We start from the raw sequence: 20953 nt of genomic DNA, 5'->3' as shown, positions 1-20953 counted from the left end.
CGGAGCCCTGGCGGTCACCGCCCTGATGCTCGGCGCCCCGACCGCGACCGCCGCCGGCCCGCGCGACGCGACCGCCGACGTCCTGGCCGGGCGGAACGTCACACTCGCCGGGGACACGGTGGTGACCGTGCCGCCCGGGACGACCACGTACGACGGTGTGTTCAGCGGCACCGGCACGCTCACCGTGCGGGGCACCGGGACGCTGGTCCTCACCAGGGACAGCGACTTCACGCTGCCGAAGTCCCGGCAACGGCAGAGCGTGCGGGTCCTCGGCGGCAACCACCCGTACGTCACCGTCACCCGGCCTGACCCGCCCGCCGTGACCGTCGCGAAGGGCGCGACCCTGCAGTACGGGAACAGCGGCAGGGCCGGGGTGATCGGCCACTACCCGTACGGCACCCCGGCGTTCCGGCTCAACCAGAACAACATCCGCGTCGACGGCACCCTGCGGCTCGCCCTGAAGGACGTCGCGTACAACCTGGGCACCATCAGCGGCTCCGGCCTGGTCACCCAGCCGAGGTTCCTCTGGGCCACCTGGGACCTGTCGGGCACCCACCCCTTCACCGGGGTCATCGACAACGGCACCCAGGTGAACGCGGGACGACCGGAGTTCGCGACCGCGCTGCCGAACGCGCGCAAGGTCCTCAACCAGGGCACCTGGACCGTGGACACCCCGCTCGGCCAGACCGTCACCCAGGGCATGGACTTCTACCAGCGCGAGTACGGCAGCGACATCAACGTCCAGTCGCGGCCCGGCAGCAAGGTGATCCTCACCGGGCAGTACAGCTGGTCGGACCGGGGCGGCGACACCGACCCCTCGCTCAGCGACCCCGCCCTGAACTGGACGCCCGCGCGCAAGAACGTCAACAAGCGCGGCACCAACATCAAGGGCGCGAACGTCCAGTGGGGCGACGGGACGACGAACAAGATCTTCATGCCGGGCACGGCCGAGACGGTCTACATCAACCTGCTGGCGGCCCGGTCCCGTTCCCTGCTCACGTTCGACTACAACGGGCCCGTCACCCTGGGCGCCCCCATCGGCGGCGGCCGCTTCCACGACACGCTCTCCGCGCCCGGCGCCGGGGACATCGTCATCGCGGGAACCAAGGGCAACGACGTCACCTTCGCCGCCGTGCAGTACTACGACGGCTCGACCACGGTCGAGAAGGGCGCGGTGCTGCGGCTGGGCAGCGGCAGGGCCGGGGGCGACGGCGGGCTCTACACCAAGGGCGACCTGTCCAAGGTGATCAACAACGGTTCGCTGATCGTGCGCAACGTCTCGAAGCCCGTGACGCTGTCGCGCATCGGCGGCAGCGGCTCGCTCACGCAGTCGGGCAAGGCCACCACGACCCTGACGGGCACGGCGGTGACCTACACGGGGGCGACCAACGTCACCAAGGGCACCCTGGCACTCTGTTCGGGGGCCACGCTCGCCCACAGCAGGACCGTCCGGCTCACCACCCCCGGCGCCAAGCTCGACGTGGGCGGCTCCGGGCTGAAGGTGACCAGGTCGCTGTCCGGCAGGGGCACGGTGAAGGGGGCGGTGACCAACGCGGGTGTGGTCGTCGCCGGTCTCACCGTGACCGGCGGCTACACCCAGACCGCCAAGGGGCAACTGGTGCTGCGGGAGCGGCCGTTGAAGGTGAGCGGGGCCGTGCGGCTTGCCGGTGGGCTGGACTTCGCGGCCCTGTCCGACGTCGGCGGGCCCGGCGAGACGATCACCGTGATCGACCACCGCGGCAAGGGTGCCACCACCGGGACGTTCACCGGGCTGCGGGAGGGCGCGAAGGTGAAGCTGGCCGACACCACGTACCGGATCGGCTACAAGGGCGGCGACGGCAACGACGTCGTCCTCACCCGGGCGAAGGGGAACCCGGCGCCGTCCGTGAAGGCCGCCGACACGGGCGGCGGCCCCGACGCGCAGGACCCCCGTACGCAGAACGCGAGCGCCTCCGCCGACGGCGGGCTCGGCTGGTGGCCGTACGCACTCGCCCTCGGTGGCCTCATCGGGCTGCTGGTGCCGGTCACCAGGCACCGCAGGAACAACCGGCGCGGGGGCGGCCGGCACGCGGCCACGGGCTGAGCCGGGACCGCCGAGCGGACTTCAGCCGCCCTGCCCGGCCTTCCGGTCCAGCAGGGCGGCGCCGAGCGGGGTCAGGGTGTGCAGGACCGTGTTGGCGTGGCGGTGACTGGTGATCAGTCCGGCGTCGCGCAGGACGGCGGTGTGATGGCTCGCCGTCGTGGGTGTCACACCGGCCCGGCGGGCGGCCTCGGTGGTGGTGCAACCGGTCGCGCCGGCGCGCAGGATGGCGGCGCGGGTGGCGCCGAGCAGGGAGTTCAGGGGTGGCGAGCCGACGCACCCGGTCGTGCTCGGCAGGTGGTGGACGGGGTGGAGCAGCACGGGCGGGAGTCCCGGGTCGGCCAGGGCGATGGGCGCGTGCCAGCAGAAGTGGGAGGGGATCAGGAGCAGCCCCCGGCCCGCGAGGTGGACGTCACGGTGGTCCGGGTACGGGTCGACCTCCAGGACCGGTGGCCGCCAGCGGATCGTGGGGCCCAGGCCGGCGAGCAGCCCCTCGGTCCCGGTGTGGAACAGGGCGTGCGCGTGCCGGGCGCGTTCGGTGTGCAGCCGTTCCTGGATGCGCTCTTCGTGCGGGGCGATCACGGCACGGTGGTAGGCGCGCAGGGCGGCCACGAGTTGTTCCCGGAGGTCCCGCTCGCCCAGCCGACGCGTCCACGCCGGGGCGCCGACGGTCCGGTCGAGCAACTGGACCTCGCCGTCCACCCTCGCGTCCGGGGTCGCGAGGACGGCGTCCAGCCCGGCGTGCAGTCCCTGGGTGCCCTCCGGTGGTGTCAGGAAGTCGGGGAAGTACCCCGCGCGCGGGAAGAGGGGCAACAGGAAGCTCTTCACGGTCTGTTCGAGCCCCGCCCGGCGCAGCGCGGCCCGCGCGTCGCGGAACCAGGGGGCGTAGGCCCAGCGGCCTTCGCGGGTCTGGAGCCGGTGGAGGCTGACGGCGATCTCCCAGAGGGCGTGGGGCTCGGTCGCGACGCGCACCTTGGTGAGGTCCTCGGGCGTGAAATGGAAGCGGAGCATCCTGTTCTCCGTGGGCCCCCGTCATCGGCCTGCGAAGTGTCACTGCGCTCGCATGAGCATGACATCAGCCGTGCCGGGCGGAAACATGGATTCCCGCCAGCCGTAGATCCGTTGGCACCGTCCACGAGAAAGGGCACGGGATGTTCTCGTCCGAGCAGGAGCAGAGCCGGAAGCCGAGTCGCGCCCCCCGTCCGGTCCGCAGGGGCCTCGCCGCCGCGGCGCTCACCCTGGCCGCGGCCGGCCTGGGCCTGGTCGCACCGGGTTCCGCGAGTGCCGCACCCCAGGCGTGGGAGTGCGGCAGCGGCAATCTGTGCGCCTACACCGGCGGCAGTGGCAATGGCAGCCGGTGTTCCTGGTCCAACGCCGACCCGGACTGGTACAGCGGTTCCATCCAGTGTTCGTGGTCCGACAACCAGAACGTCGGGTCGGCCAAGAACAGCGGCACGTCGTCCGCGTACGACTACGTCATCCTCTTCACCGGCGCCAACTACACCGGTACCGGCTACTGCATCGCGCAGAACGGCGACACCTGGGCCAACCTCAACGTGAGGATCCGCTCCCACCGCTGGGAGGCCGACTGCTGATCCCCGCCGGGGGGCGTACCTAGCCCTCGACAGCGGTCTCGCCGCCCGCTCCCTGGGCCCCCTCCTGCCGCCCCCGCAGCCACACGTACACCGGGATGCCCGCGAAGAGGAACAGGGCGCCCTGGTAGACGGCCGCGTAGCCGGCGCCGGCGATCAGCCAGAAGGAGAAGGCGAAGGAGAGGGCGGCGACGATCAGGTCGCGGACCAGGCCGGCGGGGCGGACCCGCTCCCGGGTGCCGCGGGCCAGCCAGTACAACTGGGCGGCGGCGGACAGCAGATAGGGGACGCAGCCGGTGAACGTGGTGATGAGGACGAGGACACGGAACGCGGTGTCCGGGTCGTCCGCGTAGTTGACGACGATGAGCAGCGTGCCGAGGACGGCGGTGGCGAGGACTCCGAAGCCGGGGACGCCGCCCTTGCCGATCCGGGCGAACGGCTTCGGGAAGAGTCCGTCGCGGGCGGCGGCGTACGGCATCTGGGCGCTGAGCAGGACCCAGCCGTTGAGGCAGCCCACGATCGAGGCGACGGCGACCAGCGCGATCACCGTGCCGCCCCAGCTGCCGCCCGCCATCGAGTTCACGGCGTCGGCGAAGGGCGCCCCGGACTCGACGAGTTCCTCGTGCGGGACCAGTCCGAAGACGGCGATCGTGCCGAGGATGTAGACGACGGCGGAGGCGAGGGTGCCGAGGACGCTGGCGCGGCCCACGTTGCGCTCGGGGTCCTTGACCTCGCCGGCGCTGACGGCGGCCGACTCCACGCCCAGGAAGCTGTAGAGGAGGAGCGCGGCCGCGGCGGCGACCGCGCCCGGGGCGCTCTCGCCGGAGGCGTTGAACGGGCCGAAGTTGTCGGTGTCGACGAAGAACAGGCCGACGGTCGCGACCAGCAGCAGCGGCACGAACTTCAGCACGGTGGAGACGATCTGCACGGCACCCACGTAGCGGGTGCCCGCGAAGTTCGCGGCGGCGGGCAGCCACAGGGCGGCCAGGGCCACCAGCGCCAGGACGACCTTGCTGTCGCCGAGGGGTATCAGCACGTCGACGTAGCCGACGACACCGACGGCGAGCGCGGCGATGCTGACCCAGCACATCGTCCAGTACGACCAGGCCGACAGGAAGCCCGCGAAGGGCCCGAAGGCGTCGCGCGGGTAGACGTAGAGGCCGCCGGTGACCGGGCTGCGCCGGGCCAGCTTGCCGAAGAGCAGCGCCAGCAGGACGGCGGCCACGGAGAGGATGACGAAGGCGAGCAGGCTGACGGTGCCGTAGGGGGCGACGGCGGCGGGCAGGGTGAAGATGCCGCCGCCGATGATGTTGCCCATGACGAGGGCGGTGGCGGCGGCGAGCCCGAACTTGCGGCCCGGGGCGGTCGCGCCGGCGGGCGAGGCCGGTTCGGGCTCGGTGGTCTCGGGGGTGCTGGTGGTGGTCATGGCGGTTCCCGGGGGATGGGGCGGGGTGGGGACGGGGAGGGCGTGATCGTACCGCCGCGGTCCACATGGTGGTCAATCTGTTCATGTACTGGACACACTCGGGTGTCCCCCCGCGCCTGGACTACCGTCGTCGGCATGACCAGCAACGCACCCGGCAGCTTTCCCCACGTCCCCGGTCCTCGCGTCGGCCCCTTCGCCGCGGCCCTCGCCGCCGATGTCCTCGTCCTCGACGGCGGCATGTCCAACCAGCTGGAGTCGGCCGGGCACGACCTGAGCGACGAGCTGTGGTCGGCGCGGCTGCTCGCGGAGCGGCCGGAGGCGATCACCGAGGCCCATCTCGCCTATTTCGAGGCGGGCGCGAGCGTGGCGATCACCTCCAGCTACCAGGCCACCTTCGAGGGCTTCGCGAAGCGCGGCATCAGGCGCGAACGGGCCGCCGAACTCATGGCGCTGAGCGTCGAGTTGGCCGTGGACGCGGCGGTCGAGGCCACGGCGCGGGGCATCACGCGCCCGCTGCTCACGGCCGCCTCGGTCGGCCCGTACGGGGCGATGCTGGCGGACGGCTCCGAGTACCGGGGCCGGTACGGGCTGAGCGGGGCCGAGCTGGAGCGCTTCCACCGGCCCCGGCTGGAGACGCTGGCCGCCACCCACCCCGACGTCCTCGCGCTGGAGACGATCCCCGACACCGACGAGGCCGAGGCGCTGCTGCGGGCGCTCCGCGGTCTGGACGTGCCCGCCTGGCTGTCGTACACGATCGCCGGCGACCGCACCCGCGCCGGGCAGCCACTGGAGGAGGCCTTCGCGCTCGCCGCCGACGTCGAGGAGGTCGTGGCCGTGGGCGTGAACTGCTGCTCGCCCGACGACGTGGACGGCGCGATCGAGACGGCCGTCCGGGTCACCGGCAAGCCCGTCGTGGTGTACCCGAACAGCGGGGAGACCTGGGACGCGTCGGCGCGGGCCTGGACCGGGCGGTCGACGTTCACCACCGAGCAGGTGGCCGGGTGGCGGGCGGCCGGGGCCCGGCTGATCGGCGGATGCTGCCGGGTGGGACCCGAGGCGATCTCGGCCATCGCGAAGTCCCTGGCCTGACGCACCCGGGGCGCCCGCCGTTCACCCGCTGCTAGCCTCCCTCCGGGGAAACCGGTTACCGAGAGGGTGCCGGGAGGCTGGGTGGGGGGACCATGACGAGGAAGAACGCGGACGGCGGCCGCAGCACGATCCGGGACGTCGCCGCGCGGGCGGGCGTCTCGGCGGCCACGGTCTCCCGGGTGCTCGGCGGGGTCTACCCCGTGAGCGCCGCGACCCGCACGCAGGTGCTGCGGGCCGTCCGCGAACTGGACTACGTCGCCGACGCCCGCGCCAAGGCGATCGCCGGGGCCGGCACCCCCACCCTCGGCTTCGTCCTCGACGACATCACCGGCCCCTCGTTCGCGCTGATGGCGCACGGTGTGGAGCGCGAGGCGACCCGGCTCGGCCATCTCTGCCTGGTGTGCAGCACCGACGGGGACGCCGCGCACGAGGCGGACTTCATCGAGACGATGCGGGCGCAGCGGGCCGCCGCCGTCATCCTGGTCGGCGGCGGCGCGGACACCCCCGAGTACCGGGCGCGCACCGCGCGGATCGCCGACGGGCTGGCGGCCGCCGGGTCCCGGCTCGTGCTCTGCGGACGGCCGCCGCTGGACCCCGGGGCGCCGGTCACCGTCATCGAGTACGACAACGAGGGCGGCGCGTACGCCCTGTGCGCGCACGTCCTGTCCCAGGGGCACCGGCGGATCCTGTTCCTCGGCGGCAAGCCGGAGCACACGACCGCGCAGGGGCGTGAGCGGGGGTATCTGGCGGCCCATCGGGCGCGGGGCGTGGAGACGGATCCCGCGCTGCGGCTCACCGGCGACTTCACCCGGGACTCCGGGTACCGGTCGACGCGGCGGGCGCTGGCGGAGGGGCTCGACTTCACGGCGGTGATGGCGTCGACCGACATGGTGGCGGCGGGGGCGCTGACCGCGCTGCGCGAGGCGGGGGTCTCGGTGCCGGGGGACGTGTCCCTCGTGGGCTACGACGACATCCCGTTCGCGCGTGATCTGTGGCCGCCGCTCACGACGGTGCGGGTGCCGTACGAGGAGTTGGGGCGGCTGGCGGTGCGGACGGCGTTGGAGCGGGGGCGCTCCGCTGGGGGCGAGCACTTGTTGCTGGGGACGCATGTGGTGGTGCGTTCATCGGTGGGGGTGGTGGGCGGGGTCTCGTCTGCCGGGTGAGGTGGTTCGCCGGGTGCGGGTGGGTGGGGGCTGATCGCGCCCGCGCGGCGGAGCCGCATATCGACACAGCCCCGCGCCCCTGGAGGGGCGCGGGGTGCGGGAACCTGCTGTCTACTTCGCTTCGCTGTCGTACTTCGACGTCGACCAGAAGTAGCCGAGGACCGTGAGGGCCAGGGACCAGGCGACGGCGAGCCAGCCCTGGTGGCCGATCTCGGTGCCGAGGAGGAGGCCGCGCAGGGTCTCGATGGCGGGGGTGAAGGGCTGGTACTCGGCGATCGGCTGGAACCAGCCCGGCATCGTGTCGGCCGGGATGAAGGCGCTGGAGATGAGGGGCAGCAGGACCAGCGGCTGTGCGCTGTTGGCGGCGGCCTCGGCGTTCGGGCTGGACAGGCCCATGCCGACCGCGATCCAGGTGAGCGCCAGCGAGAACAGCGCGAGCAGTCCGAACGCCGCCAGCCACTCCAGGACCGAGGCGTCGACGGACCGGAAGCCGATGGCGACGCCCACGGCGCCGACGAGCACCACACTGGCCACGCACTGCAGCACACTGCCGGCGACGTGCCCGACGAGGACCGAGCCGCGGTGGATCGCCATCGTGCGGAAGCGGGCGATGATGCCCTCGTTCATGTCGGTGGCGACCGACACCGCGGTCCCGACGACGGTGCCGCCGATGGTCATCATCAGGATGCCGGGGACGATGTAGGCGATGTAGTCGGAGCGGTCGCTGCCGCCGATGCCCGCGCTCATCACGTCGCCGAAGATGTAGACGAAGAGCAGCAGCAGCATGATCGGGGTCAGCAGCAGGTTGAGCGTGAGGGAGGGGTAGCGGCGCGCGTGCAGGAGGTTGCGGCGCAGCATCGTGGACGAGTCGCGGATCGCGAGGGCGACGGAGTTCGGGCGGGCGGTGGCCAGGGGCGCGCTCATCGGACGGTCTCCTTGGACTGGTTCGGCTGGGCGGGGACGTCGGTGCCGGTCAGGGCGAAGAACACGTCGTCGAGGTCGGGGGTGTGCACGGTGAGTTCGTCGGCCTCGATGCCGGCGGCGTCCAACTGGTCGAGGACGGCGCGCAGTTCGCGCTGGGTGCCGCCGCTGGGGACGTGCAGGGCGAGGGCTTCGTCGTCCCGGGTGACCTCGCGCAGCGCGGAGGCGGCCGCGCGGTAGGCGGCGGGGTCGGTGAAGCGGAGGCGGACGTGCCCGCCGGGAATCTGCCGCTTGAGCTCGTCGGCGGTGCCCTCGGCCACGATCCGGCCGCCGTTCAGCACCGCGATGCGGTCGGCGAGTTCGTCGGCCTCCTCCAGGTATTGGGTGGTGAGGAAGACGGTGACGCCGTCGGCGACCAGCTCCCGGATGATCTGCCACATGTTGTGGCGGCTGCGCGGGTCGAGGCCGGTGGTCGGCTCGTCGAGGAAGATGATCCGCGGGCCGCCGACCAGGGTCATGGCGATGTCGAGCCGGCGCTTCATGCCGCCCGAGTAGGTGGAGGCGGGCTTCCCGGCGGCCTCGGTGAGGTCGAAGCGCTCCAGCAGTTCGGCGGCGACCCGCCGCCCCTCCCTCCGGGACAGGTGGTGCAGGTCCCCCATGAGGAGCATGTTCTCCTCGCCGGTGATGAGCCCGTCGACGGCGGAGAACTGCCCGGTGACACCGATCGTGGCGCGGACCGCCTGGGGGTCGGCGGCGAGGTCGTGGCCGCCGACCCGGATCCCGCCGGAGCCGGGGCCGGGCGGGACGAGGGTGGAGAGGATCTTGACGACGGTGGTCTTGCCGGCCCCGTTCGGACCGAGCAGGGAGAAGATCGTTCCCTCGGGGACGGTCAGGTCGACCCCGTCGAGCACGACCTTGTCGCCGTAGGACTTGCGCAGTCCGTTCGCCGCGATGGCCGGGGTGGTCATGATGGGTGCTCCTTCAGAGCCGCAGGTCAGGGGTTGGGGGCTGAGCGGAGGTCGGGCGGGGCGGGGTCAGAGGCTGCGGGCGGTGATGTCGCCGTAGCCGGTGGTCGCGTGGATGTCGAGCCGGGCGTCGGCGTCCCCGGTGTTCCTGAGGGAGTTGTGGATCCGGCCGTGGGAGGTGCCTGCGTCCAGGGAGGCCGAGGCGTCGGCGGCGGCGCCGACGGAGATCTCGCCGTACCCGGTGTGCAGGGTGACCGTGCCGCGGGCGGCCTCGGTGATGCGCAGGTCGCCCTTGCCGCTGGTGATGTCGGCGGGGCCCTCCAGGCGGCCGACCAGTGCGTCGCCGGCCAGGATGTTCAGGCGGGCGCTGCCCACCTCGTCGAGCTTGACCTGACCGTGCGCGCCGTCGATGGCGACGTCGCCCAGCCGCCCGACACCGCGGAACTCGGCGGCGGCCGCCTTGGCCTCGACGTGGGAGCCGGCGGGGAGCTGGACGGTCACCTCCAGGCTGCCGGACGGGCCGAGGATCTCGCTCTTCGCCACCGGGGCCTGGATCCGCAGGACCCCGTCGCCGTACTCGACCGTGGTCCGCTCGGCGGCCCGGACGTCCCGGCCCTTGGCGGCATCGGCGGGCCGGACGTCGACGGTGGTGTCGGCCCGGTCGGCGGCGATGAATTGCACGCGCCCGGCGGGGATGTTCAGGACGGCGGTGATCGGGGCGGGGGTGTCGAACTTCTGCATGGTGTCTCTCCTTGGGCTCTTCGTTCGGCGTTTCGTTTCCGACAACGGAAAAGCTACGTTGCGTTCGAGGATCGAGCAACACACTCGTTGCGAAGGAATGACAAATATGCAGCTCAAAGCCGAGAAATCATTGCAACGGGCTGGAAAGTAACGCAACATCCGTGCGCGTTGCGTTGCAATGGATAGAGCGTGAACGCTATGGTGGGCGCTCCACCGAGCACTAGGGAGAACAGCGATGCCGGGAGGCAGGCTCACTCAGCAGGAACGCCAGCAGATCGCGCTGGGGCTGGCCGACGGCCTCGCCTACGCGGAGATCGCCCGACGCCTGGAACGCCCCACCTCGACGATCACGCGCGAGGTGATGCGCAACGGCGGCCCCACCGCCTACCGCGCCGACATGGCCCATCGCGCCACCGAGCGCCGCGCCCACCGGCGTCGCGGGACCACGCCCCGGGCGGCACAGACCCCCGAACTCGCGCACGGCCGCGACGCCGAGGCCGTACGCGAGTTCGAGGAGACGTTCACCAACGTCATGATGGCCTCGGGCATGCCCACGATGATGGCCCGGGTGATGGCCTGCCTCACCCTCACCGACAGCGGCAGCCTCACCGCCTCCGAACTGGCCCAGCGGCTCCAGGTCAGCCCGGCGTCCATCTCGAAGGCGATCGCGTTCCTCGACAGCCAGGGCATGGTCCGCCGGGAGCAGGGCGAACGCCGCCGGGAGCGCTACGTCGTCGACGACGACGTCTGGTACCAGTCGATGATCGCCAGCGCCCGTGCCATCGCCCAGGTCGTCGAGACCGCCCGCCAGGGCGTCGGCGTCCTCGGCACCGGCACTCCCGCCGCCACCCGCCTGGAGAACGTCGCCCGCTTCCTCGACTTCGTGGGCGAGAACACCGCCCGCGCCGCCGAGCAGGCCCGCGAGATCCTCCACACCAAGCCCCCGACGCGCACGGACGGCACCGCCGCACCCGACACGGACCACGCGTAGGAGCGGCGCCGGCAGCCTGCTTCACGGGCTCCGGCGGAAGCGGCGCAGGGCCGGGAGGGGGCCTCCGCCCGAGGTGACGAAGGTGCCGGCGCCCTGGACCCTGCGCGGTCGCCGCGCGTCCGCGGCCCAGAGGGCGAGCTCGGGGTCGTAGGGGCCGAGGACGACGGGCTCGACGTCCGGGGAGTCGAAGACGCGGACCGGATGGGTGTGGTCCCAGACCGGCCAGCCGGGCGAGCCCTCCGTCGCGAAACCGACCCAGGCGCTGTGCAGGGCGGTGGCAAGGTCGTGCGGCGGGTGCTCGCCGGCGAGCTTGGCGGAGGCGGGGGTGTCGCCGGTGTCGAAGACGAAGCCGAGTTCGAGGGCGTGGCAGGAGCCGAGGGCGGGGAGACCGGAGGACCAGGCGAACTCGTAGACCCAGGACCGGGCCTGGTCGACGCGGGCGTCCGCCACCCGGTGCAGGGGCACCCGCAACAGGTGGTCGGTGACGAGCCGGCCGACCAGGTCGGCGGTGCCCTTGTCCGGATGGAGTTCCCGGTAGGCGCGCGGGACCTCGGGGCCGCAGTGGCAGCGGGCGCGGGCGCCGGCCAGGGCGACGGTCCCGAGGCGGTCGACGCGTTCCTGGAGGCCGCCGGGGACGAGCCAGAGCCGGTGCTCGTCGCGGGTCCACCCCATGAGGAGGTCGGTCCCCGGGGCCGCGCCGTGCTCGGTCAGTGCCTGAAGCGGGTCGGTGGGCAGCAGGTCGCCGTCGACGACGATGCCGAAGGCGGGACCGCCGAGCACCGGGCTGCTGAGACGGCCGACCTCGGCCTGCGCCTCGACGAGCGCGGACCGGTCGACGGCGGCGAAGGCCTCGGCGGTGGCCGGGACCTTGAGCCGGTTCGCCATCCGGCGGACCATCCGGCGCACCTTGTCCCGGTCCAGGGCCTCCGGCGGCCCGCTCTGCAGCACGGCCCGCCGGAACAGGCCCCGGGCGCGGGGCATCGCCAGCAGGGCGCCGACGCTGATGGCGCCGGCCGACTGGCCGGCCAGGGTCACCCGGTCCGGATCACCGCCGAACTCCCCGATCGACTCCCGCACCCACTCCAGCGCGGCCAGCTGGTCTCGCAGCCCGAGGTTGGGCGGGGCGTCCGGGAAGAGGCCGTAACCCTCCACGCCCAGGCGGTAGTTGAGGGAGACCAGCACCACCCCGTCCCGGGCGAAGGCGGCGCCGTCGTAGACCGGGACCGCCGACGAGCCCCGGGTGAGAGCGCCGCCGTGGATCCACACCAGGACCGGCAGCCGGGCCCCAGGGCCCGGCTCCGGCGTCCACACGTTCAGGTTGAGGCAGTCGTCGCCCGGGACGGCGGGGTCCGACAGATAGCGGGCGAACGCCTCCGAGTACGGCGGTTTCGGCGGCGTCGGCCCGAACGCGACGGCGTCCCGCACCCCCGACCAGGGCTCGGGCGGGGAGGGCGGGCGGAAGCGGCGGGGACCGAAGGGAGGGGCCGCGTACGGGACGCCCCGGAACACCGCGATCCGCGTCCCGTCGCCGTCCACGGCCTCGTAGGTGCCGCGTACGTCGCCGTACGGGGTCCTGACCACGGGGTCCCGCCGGTCTGCCGTCATGCGCACCAGCTCCTCACGCCGCCCGCTCGTGAACCGTCGTCCACCTCAGAGCACCACATCCCCTCGCGGTATTCCGGTCGTGCCGGGTCCCGAGCGGCCGTTCGGGCGACAGCGGCCGCTCGGGGGCGGTGGCTACCTGGCGTACATCAGGGTGCCGAAGCCCAGCTGGTCGTAGCCGCCGCTGTTGGGGCCGTAGTCCCCGCCGCCGCCCTCGGGGCGCACGCTCTGCGCCATCCGCGTGATGTACGGGACGGACAGGCCCCGCCGCCGTGCGTAGTGGTAGTGCAGGAGGTCCCACACGGGGCGGACCTGGCCCCGGCCGCTGGAGGAGATCACGGTGTGGGTCTGCTGGGCGCAGTTCTGCCCGGTGCCCCAGGTGTAGGCGGTGAAGGGCACGTCCTCGCCGAGGTTGTACTTGGCGACGTACTGGGCGGCCTTCATGAACCGGTTGTTGTCGTAGCCGTAGAGGTCCTCGCCCTGGGACCAGGCCATCTCGCAGAAGGCCCCCATCTGGCCCATGCCCATCATGGTGTGCCCCTGGTCGCGGCCGGACTCCTGCCACTGGGCGAGGCCCTGGCTGTCGTACAGGAACGGCACGGCCTTGCGGATCGCGCCGTTGCCCGCGCCGTTCTTGAAGTAGTTCACGGCCTGGTCGTACTTGGCGCCGTCGTCGCACAGGATCCCGATCGCGAGGATCGAGTTCATGGTGCACAGGTCCCAGTTGGCCCAGTAGTTGGTGATGCAGGCGTCGTTGTGGTTGTTCAGGAACTGGTTGTTGAGCGGGTAGAAGACGTTGAGCATCATCGTCTTGAACCGGTTCAGGTCGAACCCGGCGTAGCCGCGCATCAGTTCGGCGACGTTCGCGAACTGGTAGCCGTAGATCCCGGCGGCCAGGAACCGGTCCGCGTTGCCGGTGACGGTGGTGAGCGTCGACGACCAGGCGTTGAGGATGCGGACGGCCGTGTCGCCGTGGGCGGTGGTGCCGGCGATCTTCCAGCGCAGCGCGTTCTGGTAGGCGGCGTGGATGTCGTTGTAGAGGATGCCGTAGTTCTCGCCCGTTCCACCACGGATGATCGTGGCCTGCGGGTTGGGCGTCCAGGTGGCGGCGGAGTGGGAGTTGGCGGTCAGCCGGTTCCAGCCGGACAGCCACGGGTCGTCGCCGGCGGCCACCCGCACCTTGGCGCGGTTGAGTTCGCCGTAGGCGTGCAGCATGCCGGGGTGGGTGAAGGTGGCCGGGGCCGCCTCCGCCGTCGTCGTGACGGAGGAGGCGGCGCCCAGCGCGAGGGCGGCGGTGAGACCACCGGCGGTCCGCAGCAGACCTCTGCGGCTCAACTCGCCCTCGGGAGCCAGCCCTTCGGGGCTCGTGTGGGGGGACGTGCGGCTCATTCCGTGTCTCCATTCCATGGAGGAGCCTCGCGGACCCGAGGGCCCGCGAGCTCTAGAGAGGGGTGACGCTCACCTCGCTGAATCGCGCGGTGACGTGGGCCCTGGGATCGCGGGAGCAGACCACCAGGCCCACGTGGTAGGGGGCGTCACCGAAGCCGGGGATCTCTCCGTCGGCGAGGGGGGTGAAGGTGACACCTCCGTCTGTGGACACCGCCGCGGAGAACGCGGTCCCGACGCGTCTCAGCCGCAGCAGGCAGGGGGCGGCGACCGTGGCTCCGCCCGTGAACGCCGACCGTCCGGCCACGGTCGTCCGGAGCATCAGCTGGGCGCTCGTGCCGCTGCTGACGATCGCCCCGGCCGCCTGGTCGAACGGCGACAGCGACTTGGCCATCAGCAACCCGACCCGGTCGGCCGTGGCGCCGGTACGGGAGACCAGCCGGGCGGTGACCTCGCAGTCGCCGGTGACCGGCCGCCGCGTGAACTGCCCGGTCATCCCCTGGTTGTTGACGGACAGATCGACACCGGCGCCCCGTACGACGAAGGTCCCGTCCTCCTCGTACGCCGTGCTGCCGGGCGTACGGACCGCGACTACGCCCAGGGTCCCGAAGGCGCGCTCGTCGAGGACGACGTCGCCCAGATCGCCGTACGTCCAGGGGTCGGGCGGCGGTGTGCCGACGGTCAGGGCGAGGGTGCCGGACGCCTCGCCCGCCGCGTTGCCCGCGGTGGTGGTGACGGTGAACTCGCCGGTCCGGGTGGGGGTTCCGGAGATCAGGCCCGTGCGTTCGTCGACGCGCAGGCCCTCGGGGAGTCCGCTCGCGCCGAAGCGTACGGGTGCGTGCGAGGCACGGATCAGGTACTGGAAGGGGACGCCCCGATTGGCGAACACCCCTGCGGTGGTGGCGAGTTGGGGCGTGGCGGGCGACGGCATGCGCGCGGCGGCCGGCTTCGAACGGGGGCCTGGTCCGCCCTCGTTGGTCTTCGTGACGACGTAGTGGTACGTCGTGCCGGGGGTGCCGGTGGCGTCCGCGTACCGGAGGTGGGCGCCGAAGCCGACCGGGGCGACGCCGGTCGCGATCGTCCGGTAGGTGCCGTCGGCGCGGGTGGCGCGCCGCACCCGGTAGCGGGCGGAGAGGTCGGGGTCGGTCCAGGTCAGTTCGACCGCGTCGGCGCCGGCGGTTGCCTTGAGGTCGGTGACCTGTCGGGCGGGGCGGGGCACCGACCAGACCTCTCCCCCGGTGGCGGAGACCACGGTGACGTTGTCGAAGGCGCCGGTGCCGGTGTCGGCGTACTCCTCGTCCACGCCCAGACAGGACGTGAGGACCAGTCCGGCGTGCGCGGTCCGCCCCAGGTCCACCTCGGCGCTGCCGACCTCGGTCCACCGGACGCCGTCCGGCGAGATCGCCCCGGTGCAGCGGCGGCCCTTGCGGATCACCCGCACCCAGTACGGGGCCCGCAGCCGGTAGCCGTCGCCCGCGCCCTCGACGTACGGGGCCTCCAGGGGGGTCGCCGACTCCGGGAGCGCGCCCAGGCCGGAGATCGGGAACGCGGCGGCCGTGGTGATCGCCTGCTGCTGGGTGGGCGGCACGGGTGTGCTGCCGGTCGCCGAGATGTCGGCCCCGGCCGCCTCGCGGACGGTCCACACCCCGCTCCAGGTGTGCAGCGGCAGCCCCTGGATCAGCATCGAGGCGTGCGCGGCGTCCGGGTCGAGGGCGTCGCGGAGGGTGACGCCGATCTTGGAGTACTGGGAGCTCAGCGGCCACACGATCCGGGCGGTGACCGTGCCGTCGCCCCGCAGCGGCAGATGGGCCAGGTGGTACGTGTTGGCCGTACCGCTCGCCCGGAGCACGAACCGCTCGCCGTCGAACAGGGCGGAACCCGGGATCCGTACCGTCCCCAGGTCCCGGGCGTCCCACGGACCGGGCAGGCCGGCCGAAGCAGCCACGGGCTGCGAACTGCCGCTGTCACCAGGTGCGTTGGAGGCAGTCACGGTGTAGTGGTACGTCCGCCCCCGGCGCACCTCCCGGTCGGTGTACGTCGGCTCGTCGAGGCCGGTGGCGACCTCCTCGTACGGGCCCTCGGGGCGGGTGGAGCGCAGGACGGTGTACCCGGTGGCCCAGGCCGACGGCAGCCACGCCACGGTCACGGCCCCGGGGCCGCCCACCGCCGTGACCCCGGCCGGGGGCGCCGGTGCGGGTGTCGACGCGGGGGCGGTGGCCCCGGCGTAGGCGAAGGTGCCGAAGCTCGGGAGGTCGTCGTTGCTGCCCTCGACGACGCGGGCGCCCCCGGTACCCCGGAAGACCGCCGCCTTCGTCGCGGGGGCGTCGAGGCCGCGCACCCCGGCGTAGTGGGCGAGGTACATCTCGTAGATCGGCGGGAGGGTGCCGCGGCCGACGGCCGAGACGGCCTTCTTGATGTACTTGCCGGTGCGGTCCAGGTCGGGGGTGAAGGGGACGTCGCCGCCGAGGTTGTAGCGGGCGGCGTACTCGGCGTTCGTCAGGAGCCGGCCGCCGTCGAAGCCCCACAGGTCCACGCCCTGGTTCCAGGCCACCTGCGCCGCGTCGCCCATCAGGCCGACCGCGAGCTGCTCGTGCCCCTGGTCGCGGCCGGACTCCTGGCCCTGACCGGCGGCCGTGACGATCCGGCCGGGGACACTGCCGTTGCCGGCGCCCGCCGCGGCGAACCGCAGCGCGTCCTCGAAGAGCACGGGCTCCTCGCAGAACACGCCGATGGCCAGGACGGTCTGGATGGCCGTCAGGTCCCAGTTGCCGTTGGCGTAGAGCATGTAGCCGGAGACCGCCGGGTACCAGACGTCGAGGAACGACCGTTCGCAGCGTGCGATGTCCGCCTCCGCCCAGCCGTCGTACCCGGTGTGCCGCAGCAACTCGGCCGCGTTGACGAACTTGAACGCCTGCAGACCGGCGCCGAGCGGGCCGTCGGCACCCGTGATCATGGTGAGGGAGGCGGACCAGGCGTCGAGGATGTCCCGCGCCTTGTCCGCATGGGCCCGCTCACCCGTCACGCACCACATCAGCGCGTTCTGGTAGGCGGCGGCCGAGTCGGCGACGGCCTGGCTCATGAAGTTGCTGGGGCCGCGCCCCCAGGAGGTGATCTGGCCCGTGTTCTGCACGGCGTAGGTCGCCTTGGAGCGGGCGTGGGCCGCGAGGACGAGGTAGCCGTCGTGGATCGGCGCCTCCTTCGCGGCGACCGCGCTCCTCAGCCGGTCCAGATCGGCCGCGCTGTGCAGGAGGCCCGGGTGGCTGAAGGTGCGGGTCGCCTCGGCGGAGCGCGCCCACGCGGCGGAGGCCGGGGCTGCGGAGGCGGTGGTGGCGGCCGACAGGATTCCGGTGCCGGCCGCGGCCGTGAGTCCGGCCGCGCCGAGCAGCGACCGTCTGCTGAGGGGAAGCACGGATGTCTCTCCTGGTCCTACGGGTGCCGCACGGTGAGCTGGATGGACTGGGTGGCCGTACCGGCGCTGTTGGTGGCCGAGACGGTGACCGTGCAGGAGCCGGGACGGGACGGGACACCGGAGATCAGGCCCGTCCTGGTGTCGAACGACAGGCCCCTCGGCAGACCCTCGGCGGCGAAGGACGTGGGCAGCCCGCTCGCTGTGACCAGGTGGTTGAGGACCCGCTTGGCGGTGGCGGTGACCTCGCCCGCGCTGGTGATCTCCGGCGCGGTGGTGGCGGCCGGGGTGCCGGCGTCCAGGAAGCGGAGGTTCTGGACGTGCTCGTTGGCGAACATCGGCACCATGTCGGTGGTCAGGTACCAGCCGGGTTTCTTCATCTTGTCGTGGACGACCGTCCCGTTGACCGACAGGTTCTGGAAGGTCAGGTTCTTGATCGGGCGGTCCGCGTCGTAGCCGGTCAGGATGGCCATGGAGGCGTGGGTGCCGTCGTAGGCCAGATCGCGGACGTACACGTCCTCGATGCCGCGTCCCGGGGAGGCGTTGTACCGGTTGGCCATCACCCGCATGTTGAGCAACTGGCCCCAGGTGAAGTCCTCCACGCGGACGTCCTGGATGCGGACGTTCCGGATGAGGTTGCTGTCGCCGGGGTTGAGGGCGAAGCAGCCCTGGTAGAGGACCTGCGGCTCACGGTGCTGGAGCACGTCGATGTCGCTGAAGACGAGGTTCTCGATGGTCTCGGGCTTCTCGGGGTTGCCGTGGGTGCCGATGTTGACCGGGTGGGCGACATCGGCCCAGAGGGTGGAGTTCCGGACGGTGATGTTGCGGCAGTCGCCGTAGTAGTCCCAGCGGTGGGCGTAGATGGCGACGCAGTCGTCGCTGTTGCGCATGAAGACGCCCTCGATGAGCACGTCCTCGCTGCTGAAGACGTCGATGCCGTCGCCCCACTGGCCGAAGCTGTAGGAGTGCAGGTTGCGCACGGTGACCTGCTGCGACTGGCCGATGGTGCAGGAGTAGCCGGTCTTCGGGTTCAGGGCGAGGATGCCGTCGATCTCGATGTTCCTGGAGAAGGCGACCAGGGTGGCGGCGTCCGAGTCGTAGATGATGCCGCGGCCGAGCAGCCGGGCGTTCTCCACATGGCTGAACTCCACCCGGGCCTTGAGGACCGCGCCGCCCGCCAGGTACACGGTCTTGCCGCTGGGCACCTTGACCACGTTGTCGGGGACGGTGTGGATGCCGGGCCCGAAGTAGATGACGTCCGGGTCGTCCTCCTCGGGCCGCCACCTCTCGATCGGGTTGGCGTGCAGCTGGAGGTTGTCGTAGAGGTCGAAGGCGCCTCCGTCGGCGTCGCCGAGTTCGATGGAGAGGTTGCGGGGCTCGGTGAGGCTGAAGGTGACCGTGTCCCCGCTCACCTCGTGCGCTATGTCGTACGACAGGGGGCGGATCCGCGCCGAGGGGATGGCGCCCTTGGAGGAGGTGACCTGGACCTCCACGGTGCCGCGGAAGTCGAGGTTGGCCACCGAGGAGCTGCGGACGACGCCCGCGCCGGTCTTCTCGTTGATGGTCTTGGTGCGCGCCCGGATGACGGGCACCGGCTGCCACTCACCGCCCGGCGTACGGGCCTTGACGGAGAAACTGGTGTTCAGGGGCAGCCCGGTCGGGACGGGGTGCACCACCAGCCGGTCGGTTCTCGCTCCGTCGGCCGCGCTCGCGGTGCCGGTGGCCGTTCCGAGCAGGGTGTAGGCGGCGGCCGCGGCGCCGGCGGTCTGGAGGAGGGTGCGTCGGGACAGACCCTGGCCCTGGGTTTCGGTCATCAGCAACGTCCTTGGGTGCGAGGGAAGTCGGGGGTCGGTGGGCGACTGTCGTGGCGGGGGCGGGACTCACTCGAGTCCGGAGACAACAACCGGTTTCTACCGACCGACGGGGCAGAGCTTGTTCCTGACCGCAAACGACGTCAAGAGGCTCGACCAGTTTTCGAAAACTCCGCGTAACCCCTGGGACATGGCCGAACGCCACGCCGAGCGATGGGTCCACCCGTCCGACCAGCGCGAATCCGCCAGATCGGCGGCGGTTTCCGGTCGCCCTCCGAAGTCGGGCCGCAGGCTCCTCCTTCGTCGCCTTCCTGGAACCGGTTGCCCCACCGACGAGACTCCAGGATCCACTGACGAGACTTCTGATCCACTCCCGGAACCGTCTCCCCGGGCCGTTTCGACAACCGACTACTCGGGGTAATCGATTACGCCAGGACCGCCACTCAACCGCCCCCTCCGACACGGCAGACGCCTCTCGCCCCAGAAGAGGCCCGCCGCGACCGTACGGCCGGCCACCCCACGACCCGCCCAGCAGCCGCACTACCTGCACATACGCGGACGAACTCAGGCGAGCACCGGAGCACGACACCAGAGCGCGGCGATTGACCACCCCTCAGAGCCGGATCTACGGTAGAAGACGTTTTCTGCAACTGTCCCCGCAGCGGTCGCCCCTGCGTCCATCCCTGCTCTCCAGGAGAGTCATGCCCAGCGCCCAGTCGACGCGAGCCGTGTTCGCCATGGATCCGGTGCATCTGCCCCTGCTCTTCCCGCCCCCGCTCATGGCACGGCTGCGGGAGGTGGTCGAGATCGATCCCGCGTTCGTGGTGCGGGACTTCACGGATCCGGGCGCCGCCTCCGCACTGGCCGGCGCCGAGGTGCTGATCACCGGCTGGGGCTGTCCGCACCTCGACGCGGAGGTGCTGGCGGCGGCGCCCCGGCTGCGTACCGTCCTGCACGCCGCCGGCTCGGTCCGCGCGCTGGTCGGCGAAGCCCTCTGGCAGCGCGGCGTCACCGTCTCCAGCGCGGTGGCCGGCAACGCGCTGCCGGTCGCCGAGTACACCCTGGCGATGATCCTGCTGGCCGGAAAGGACGCCTTCGACCAGCGCGAGCGCTTCCGGCAGACCCACGCCTACCCCTCCCCCGCCGAGACCGCGGCCATCGGCAACGTCGGCCGCCGGGTCGGGGTCATCGGGGCCTCGCGCGTCGGCCGCCGGCTCCTGGAACTGCTGAGGCCGTTCGACTTCGCCGTCTCGCTCTACGACCCGTACGTCGACACCGCAGGGGCCGCCGCGCTGGGCGCCCAGCCCATGGCACTCGACGACCTGCTGCGGACCAGCGACATCGTCAGCCTGCACGCCCCCGACATCCCCGAGACCTACCGCATGCTCGACCGCGGCAGACTCGCGCTCATCCGGGACGGCGGCGTCCTCATCAACACCTCCCGGGGCGCCCTGGTCGACCCCGAGGCGCTCACCGACGAGCTGCTCTCCGGCCGGCTCAGCGCGATCCTGGACGTCACCGAACCCGAGCCGCTGCCCGTCGGTTCCCCGCTCTACCACCTCCCCAACGTCTTCCTCACCCCGCACATCGCGGGCTCCCTCGGCAACGAGCTGGAGCGCCTCGGGCGTACGGTCGTCGAGGAGTTGGAGCGTCTGACGTCGGGCCTGCCGCCGGCCCACGAGGTACGGCACACGGATCTGGCCCGGGTCGCCTGACCCGCACCCACGCGCCCGACGTGGCGTAAACGTTTTCGCATCCACGGTCCCCACCAAGGCCCCCT

The 20953-nt window shown here is 72.2% G+C and carries 15 protein-coding genes; 6 read left to right on the top strand and 9 right to left on the bottom strand.

Annotated features, from left to right (window positions below):
- Positions 1–25 precede the first annotated feature (25 nt).
- Complete coding sequence (locus tag L3078_RS35970) at positions 26–2083, top strand: autotransporter (RefSeq protein WP_420864199.1); 2058 nt, start codon at positions 26–28, stop codon at positions 2081–2083.
- 21 nt (positions 2084–2104) lie between these two features.
- Here the strand turns inward: L3078_RS35970 and L3078_RS35965 are convergent, their stop codons facing one another.
- Positions 2105–3091 carry an ArsR/SmtB family transcription factor gene (locus L3078_RS35965; protein ID WP_239758101.1) on the bottom strand — a complete coding sequence of 329 codons (987 nt, stop codon included), beginning with the start codon at positions 3089–3091 and terminating at the stop codon, positions 2105–2107.
- A 140-nt stretch (positions 3092–3231) separates the two neighbouring features.
- Between L3078_RS35965 and L3078_RS35960 the strand changes: the two genes are divergently transcribed.
- Positions 3232–3675, top strand: a complete 444-nt coding sequence (locus tag L3078_RS35960) for a peptidase inhibitor family I36 protein (protein WP_239758100.1) — start codon at positions 3232–3234, stop codon at positions 3673–3675.
- A 19-nt stretch (positions 3676–3694) separates the two neighbouring features.
- Here L3078_RS35960 and L3078_RS35955 read toward each other — a convergent pair whose 3' ends face one another.
- Complete coding sequence (locus L3078_RS35955) at positions 3695–5098, bottom strand: amino acid permease (protein ID WP_239758099.1); 1404 nt, start codon at positions 5096–5098, stop codon at positions 3695–3697.
- A 135-nt stretch (positions 5099–5233) separates the two neighbouring features.
- Between L3078_RS35955 and mmuM the strand changes: the two genes are divergently transcribed.
- On the top strand, positions 5234–6187 hold the full coding sequence (gene mmuM / locus L3078_RS35950; protein ID WP_239758098.1) for a homocysteine S-methyltransferase: 954 nt from the start codon (positions 5234–5236) through the stop codon (positions 6185–6187).
- A gap of 92 nt (positions 6188–6279) precedes the next feature.
- Entirely contained in the window at positions 6280–7350 is a 1071-nt protein-coding gene (locus L3078_RS35945) for a LacI family DNA-binding transcriptional regulator (protein WP_239758097.1), read from the top strand.
- Positions 7351–7461: 111 nt separating this feature from the next.
- Here the strand turns inward: L3078_RS35945 and L3078_RS35940 are convergent, their stop codons facing one another.
- The 3 genes from L3078_RS35940 to L3078_RS35930 all read right to left on the bottom strand — a co-directional run bounded on the left by L3078_RS35940 (position 7462) and on the right by L3078_RS35930 (position 9977).
- The gene (locus L3078_RS35940; protein WP_239758096.1) at positions 7462–8274 is read right to left on the bottom strand and encodes an ABC transporter permease; all 813 of its coding nucleotides are present in this window, start codon (positions 8272–8274) and stop codon (positions 7462–7464) included.
- Positions 8271–9239, bottom strand: a complete 969-nt coding sequence (locus L3078_RS35935) for an ATP-binding cassette domain-containing protein (RefSeq protein ID WP_239758095.1) — start codon at positions 9237–9239, stop codon at positions 8271–8273. Before L3078_RS35935 ends, L3078_RS35940 begins: the two co-directional genes overlap by 4 nt.
- A 66-nt stretch (positions 9240–9305) precedes the next feature.
- Complete coding sequence (locus L3078_RS35930; RefSeq protein WP_239758094.1) at positions 9306–9977, bottom strand: DUF4097 family beta strand repeat-containing protein; 672 nt, start codon at positions 9975–9977, stop codon at positions 9306–9308.
- A gap of 235 nt (positions 9978–10212) precedes the next feature.
- Between L3078_RS35930 and L3078_RS35925 the strand changes: the two genes are divergently transcribed.
- Positions 10213–10968, top strand: a complete 756-nt coding sequence (locus L3078_RS35925) for a GbsR/MarR family transcriptional regulator (RefSeq protein ID WP_239758093.1) — start codon at positions 10213–10215, stop codon at positions 10966–10968.
- 21 nt (positions 10969–10989) lie between these two features.
- Here L3078_RS35925 and L3078_RS35920 read toward each other — a convergent pair whose 3' ends face one another.
- From L3078_RS35920 to L3078_RS35905, 4 genes are all read right to left on the bottom strand, one after another.
- A complete protein-coding gene (locus tag L3078_RS35920; protein ID WP_239758092.1) occupies positions 10990–12573 on the bottom strand; it encodes a carboxylesterase/lipase family protein in 1584 nt (527 codons plus the stop codon).
- Positions 12574–12705: 132 nt separating this feature from the next.
- A complete protein-coding gene (locus L3078_RS35915; RefSeq protein WP_239758091.1) occupies positions 12706–13959 on the bottom strand; it encodes an alginate lyase family protein in 1254 nt (417 codons plus the stop codon).
- A gap of 52 nt (positions 13960–14011) precedes the next feature.
- Positions 14012–17365: an alginate lyase family protein gene (locus L3078_RS35910; protein WP_239758090.1), complete on the bottom strand. Its 3354-nt coding sequence runs from the start codon at positions 17363–17365 to the stop codon at positions 14012–14014.
- Between the two features lie 17 nt (positions 17366–17382).
- Entirely contained in the window at positions 17383–19176 is a 1794-nt protein-coding gene (locus L3078_RS35905; protein WP_239758089.1) for an Ig domain-containing protein, read from the bottom strand.
- A gap of 698 nt (positions 19177–19874) precedes the next feature.
- Between L3078_RS35905 and L3078_RS35900 the strand changes: the two genes are divergently transcribed.
- Positions 19875–20888, top strand: coding sequence for a hydroxyacid dehydrogenase (locus tag L3078_RS35900; RefSeq protein WP_239758088.1), 1014 nt, complete (start codon positions 19875–19877; stop codon positions 20886–20888).
- The last annotated feature ends 65 nt before the right edge of the window (positions 20889–20953 follow it).

It is taken from the genome of Streptomyces deccanensis (assembly GCF_022385335.1).
Classification (GTDB): domain Bacteria; phylum Actinomycetota; class Actinomycetes; order Streptomycetales; family Streptomycetaceae; genus Streptomyces; species Streptomyces deccanensis.
Note: the sequence above shows the minus strand (reverse complement) of the source record. Positions and strands in the feature narration are given on the sequence as shown.

Coding starts and splice junctions, on each gene's coding strand:
- L3078_RS35970 (WP_420864199.1), top strand. CDS start 26: ATGCTCGGCGCCCCGACCGCGACCGCCGCCGGCCCGCGCGACGCGACC.
- L3078_RS35965 (WP_239758101.1), bottom strand. CDS start 3,091: ATGCTCCGCTTCCATTTCACGCCCGAGGACCTCACCAAGGTGCGCGTC.
- L3078_RS35960 (WP_239758100.1), top strand. CDS start 3,232: ATGTTCTCGTCCGAGCAGGAGCAGAGCCGGAAGCCGAGTCGCGCCCCC.
- L3078_RS35955 (WP_239758099.1), bottom strand. CDS start 5,098: ATGACCACCACCAGCACCCCCGAGACCACCGAGCCCGAACCGGCCTCG.
- mmuM (WP_239758098.1), top strand. CDS start 5,234: ATGACCAGCAACGCACCCGGCAGCTTTCCCCACGTCCCCGGTCCTCGC.
- L3078_RS35945 (WP_239758097.1), top strand. CDS start 6,280: ATGACGAGGAAGAACGCGGACGGCGGCCGCAGCACGATCCGGGACGTC.
- L3078_RS35940 (WP_239758096.1), bottom strand. CDS start 8,274: ATGAGCGCGCCCCTGGCCACCGCCCGCCCGAACTCCGTCGCCCTCGCG.
- L3078_RS35935 (WP_239758095.1), bottom strand. CDS start 9,239: ATGACCACCCCGGCCATCGCGGCGAACGGACTGCGCAAGTCCTACGGC.
- L3078_RS35930 (WP_239758094.1), bottom strand. CDS start 9,977: ATGCAGAAGTTCGACACCCCCGCCCCGATCACCGCCGTCCTGAACATC.
- L3078_RS35925 (WP_239758093.1), top strand. CDS start 10,213: ATGCCGGGAGGCAGGCTCACTCAGCAGGAACGCCAGCAGATCGCGCTG.
- L3078_RS35920 (WP_239758092.1), bottom strand. CDS start 12,573: ATGACGGCAGACCGGCGGGACCCCGTGGTCAGGACCCCGTACGGCGAC.
- L3078_RS35915 (WP_239758091.1), bottom strand. CDS start 13,959: ATGAGCCGCACGTCCCCCCACACGAGCCCCGAAGGGCTGGCTCCCGAG.
- L3078_RS35905 (WP_239758089.1), bottom strand. CDS start 19,176: ATGACCGAAACCCAGGGCCAGGGTCTGTCCCGACGCACCCTCCTCCAG.
- L3078_RS35900 (WP_239758088.1), top strand. CDS start 19,875: ATGCCCAGCGCCCAGTCGACGCGAGCCGTGTTCGCCATGGATCCGGTG.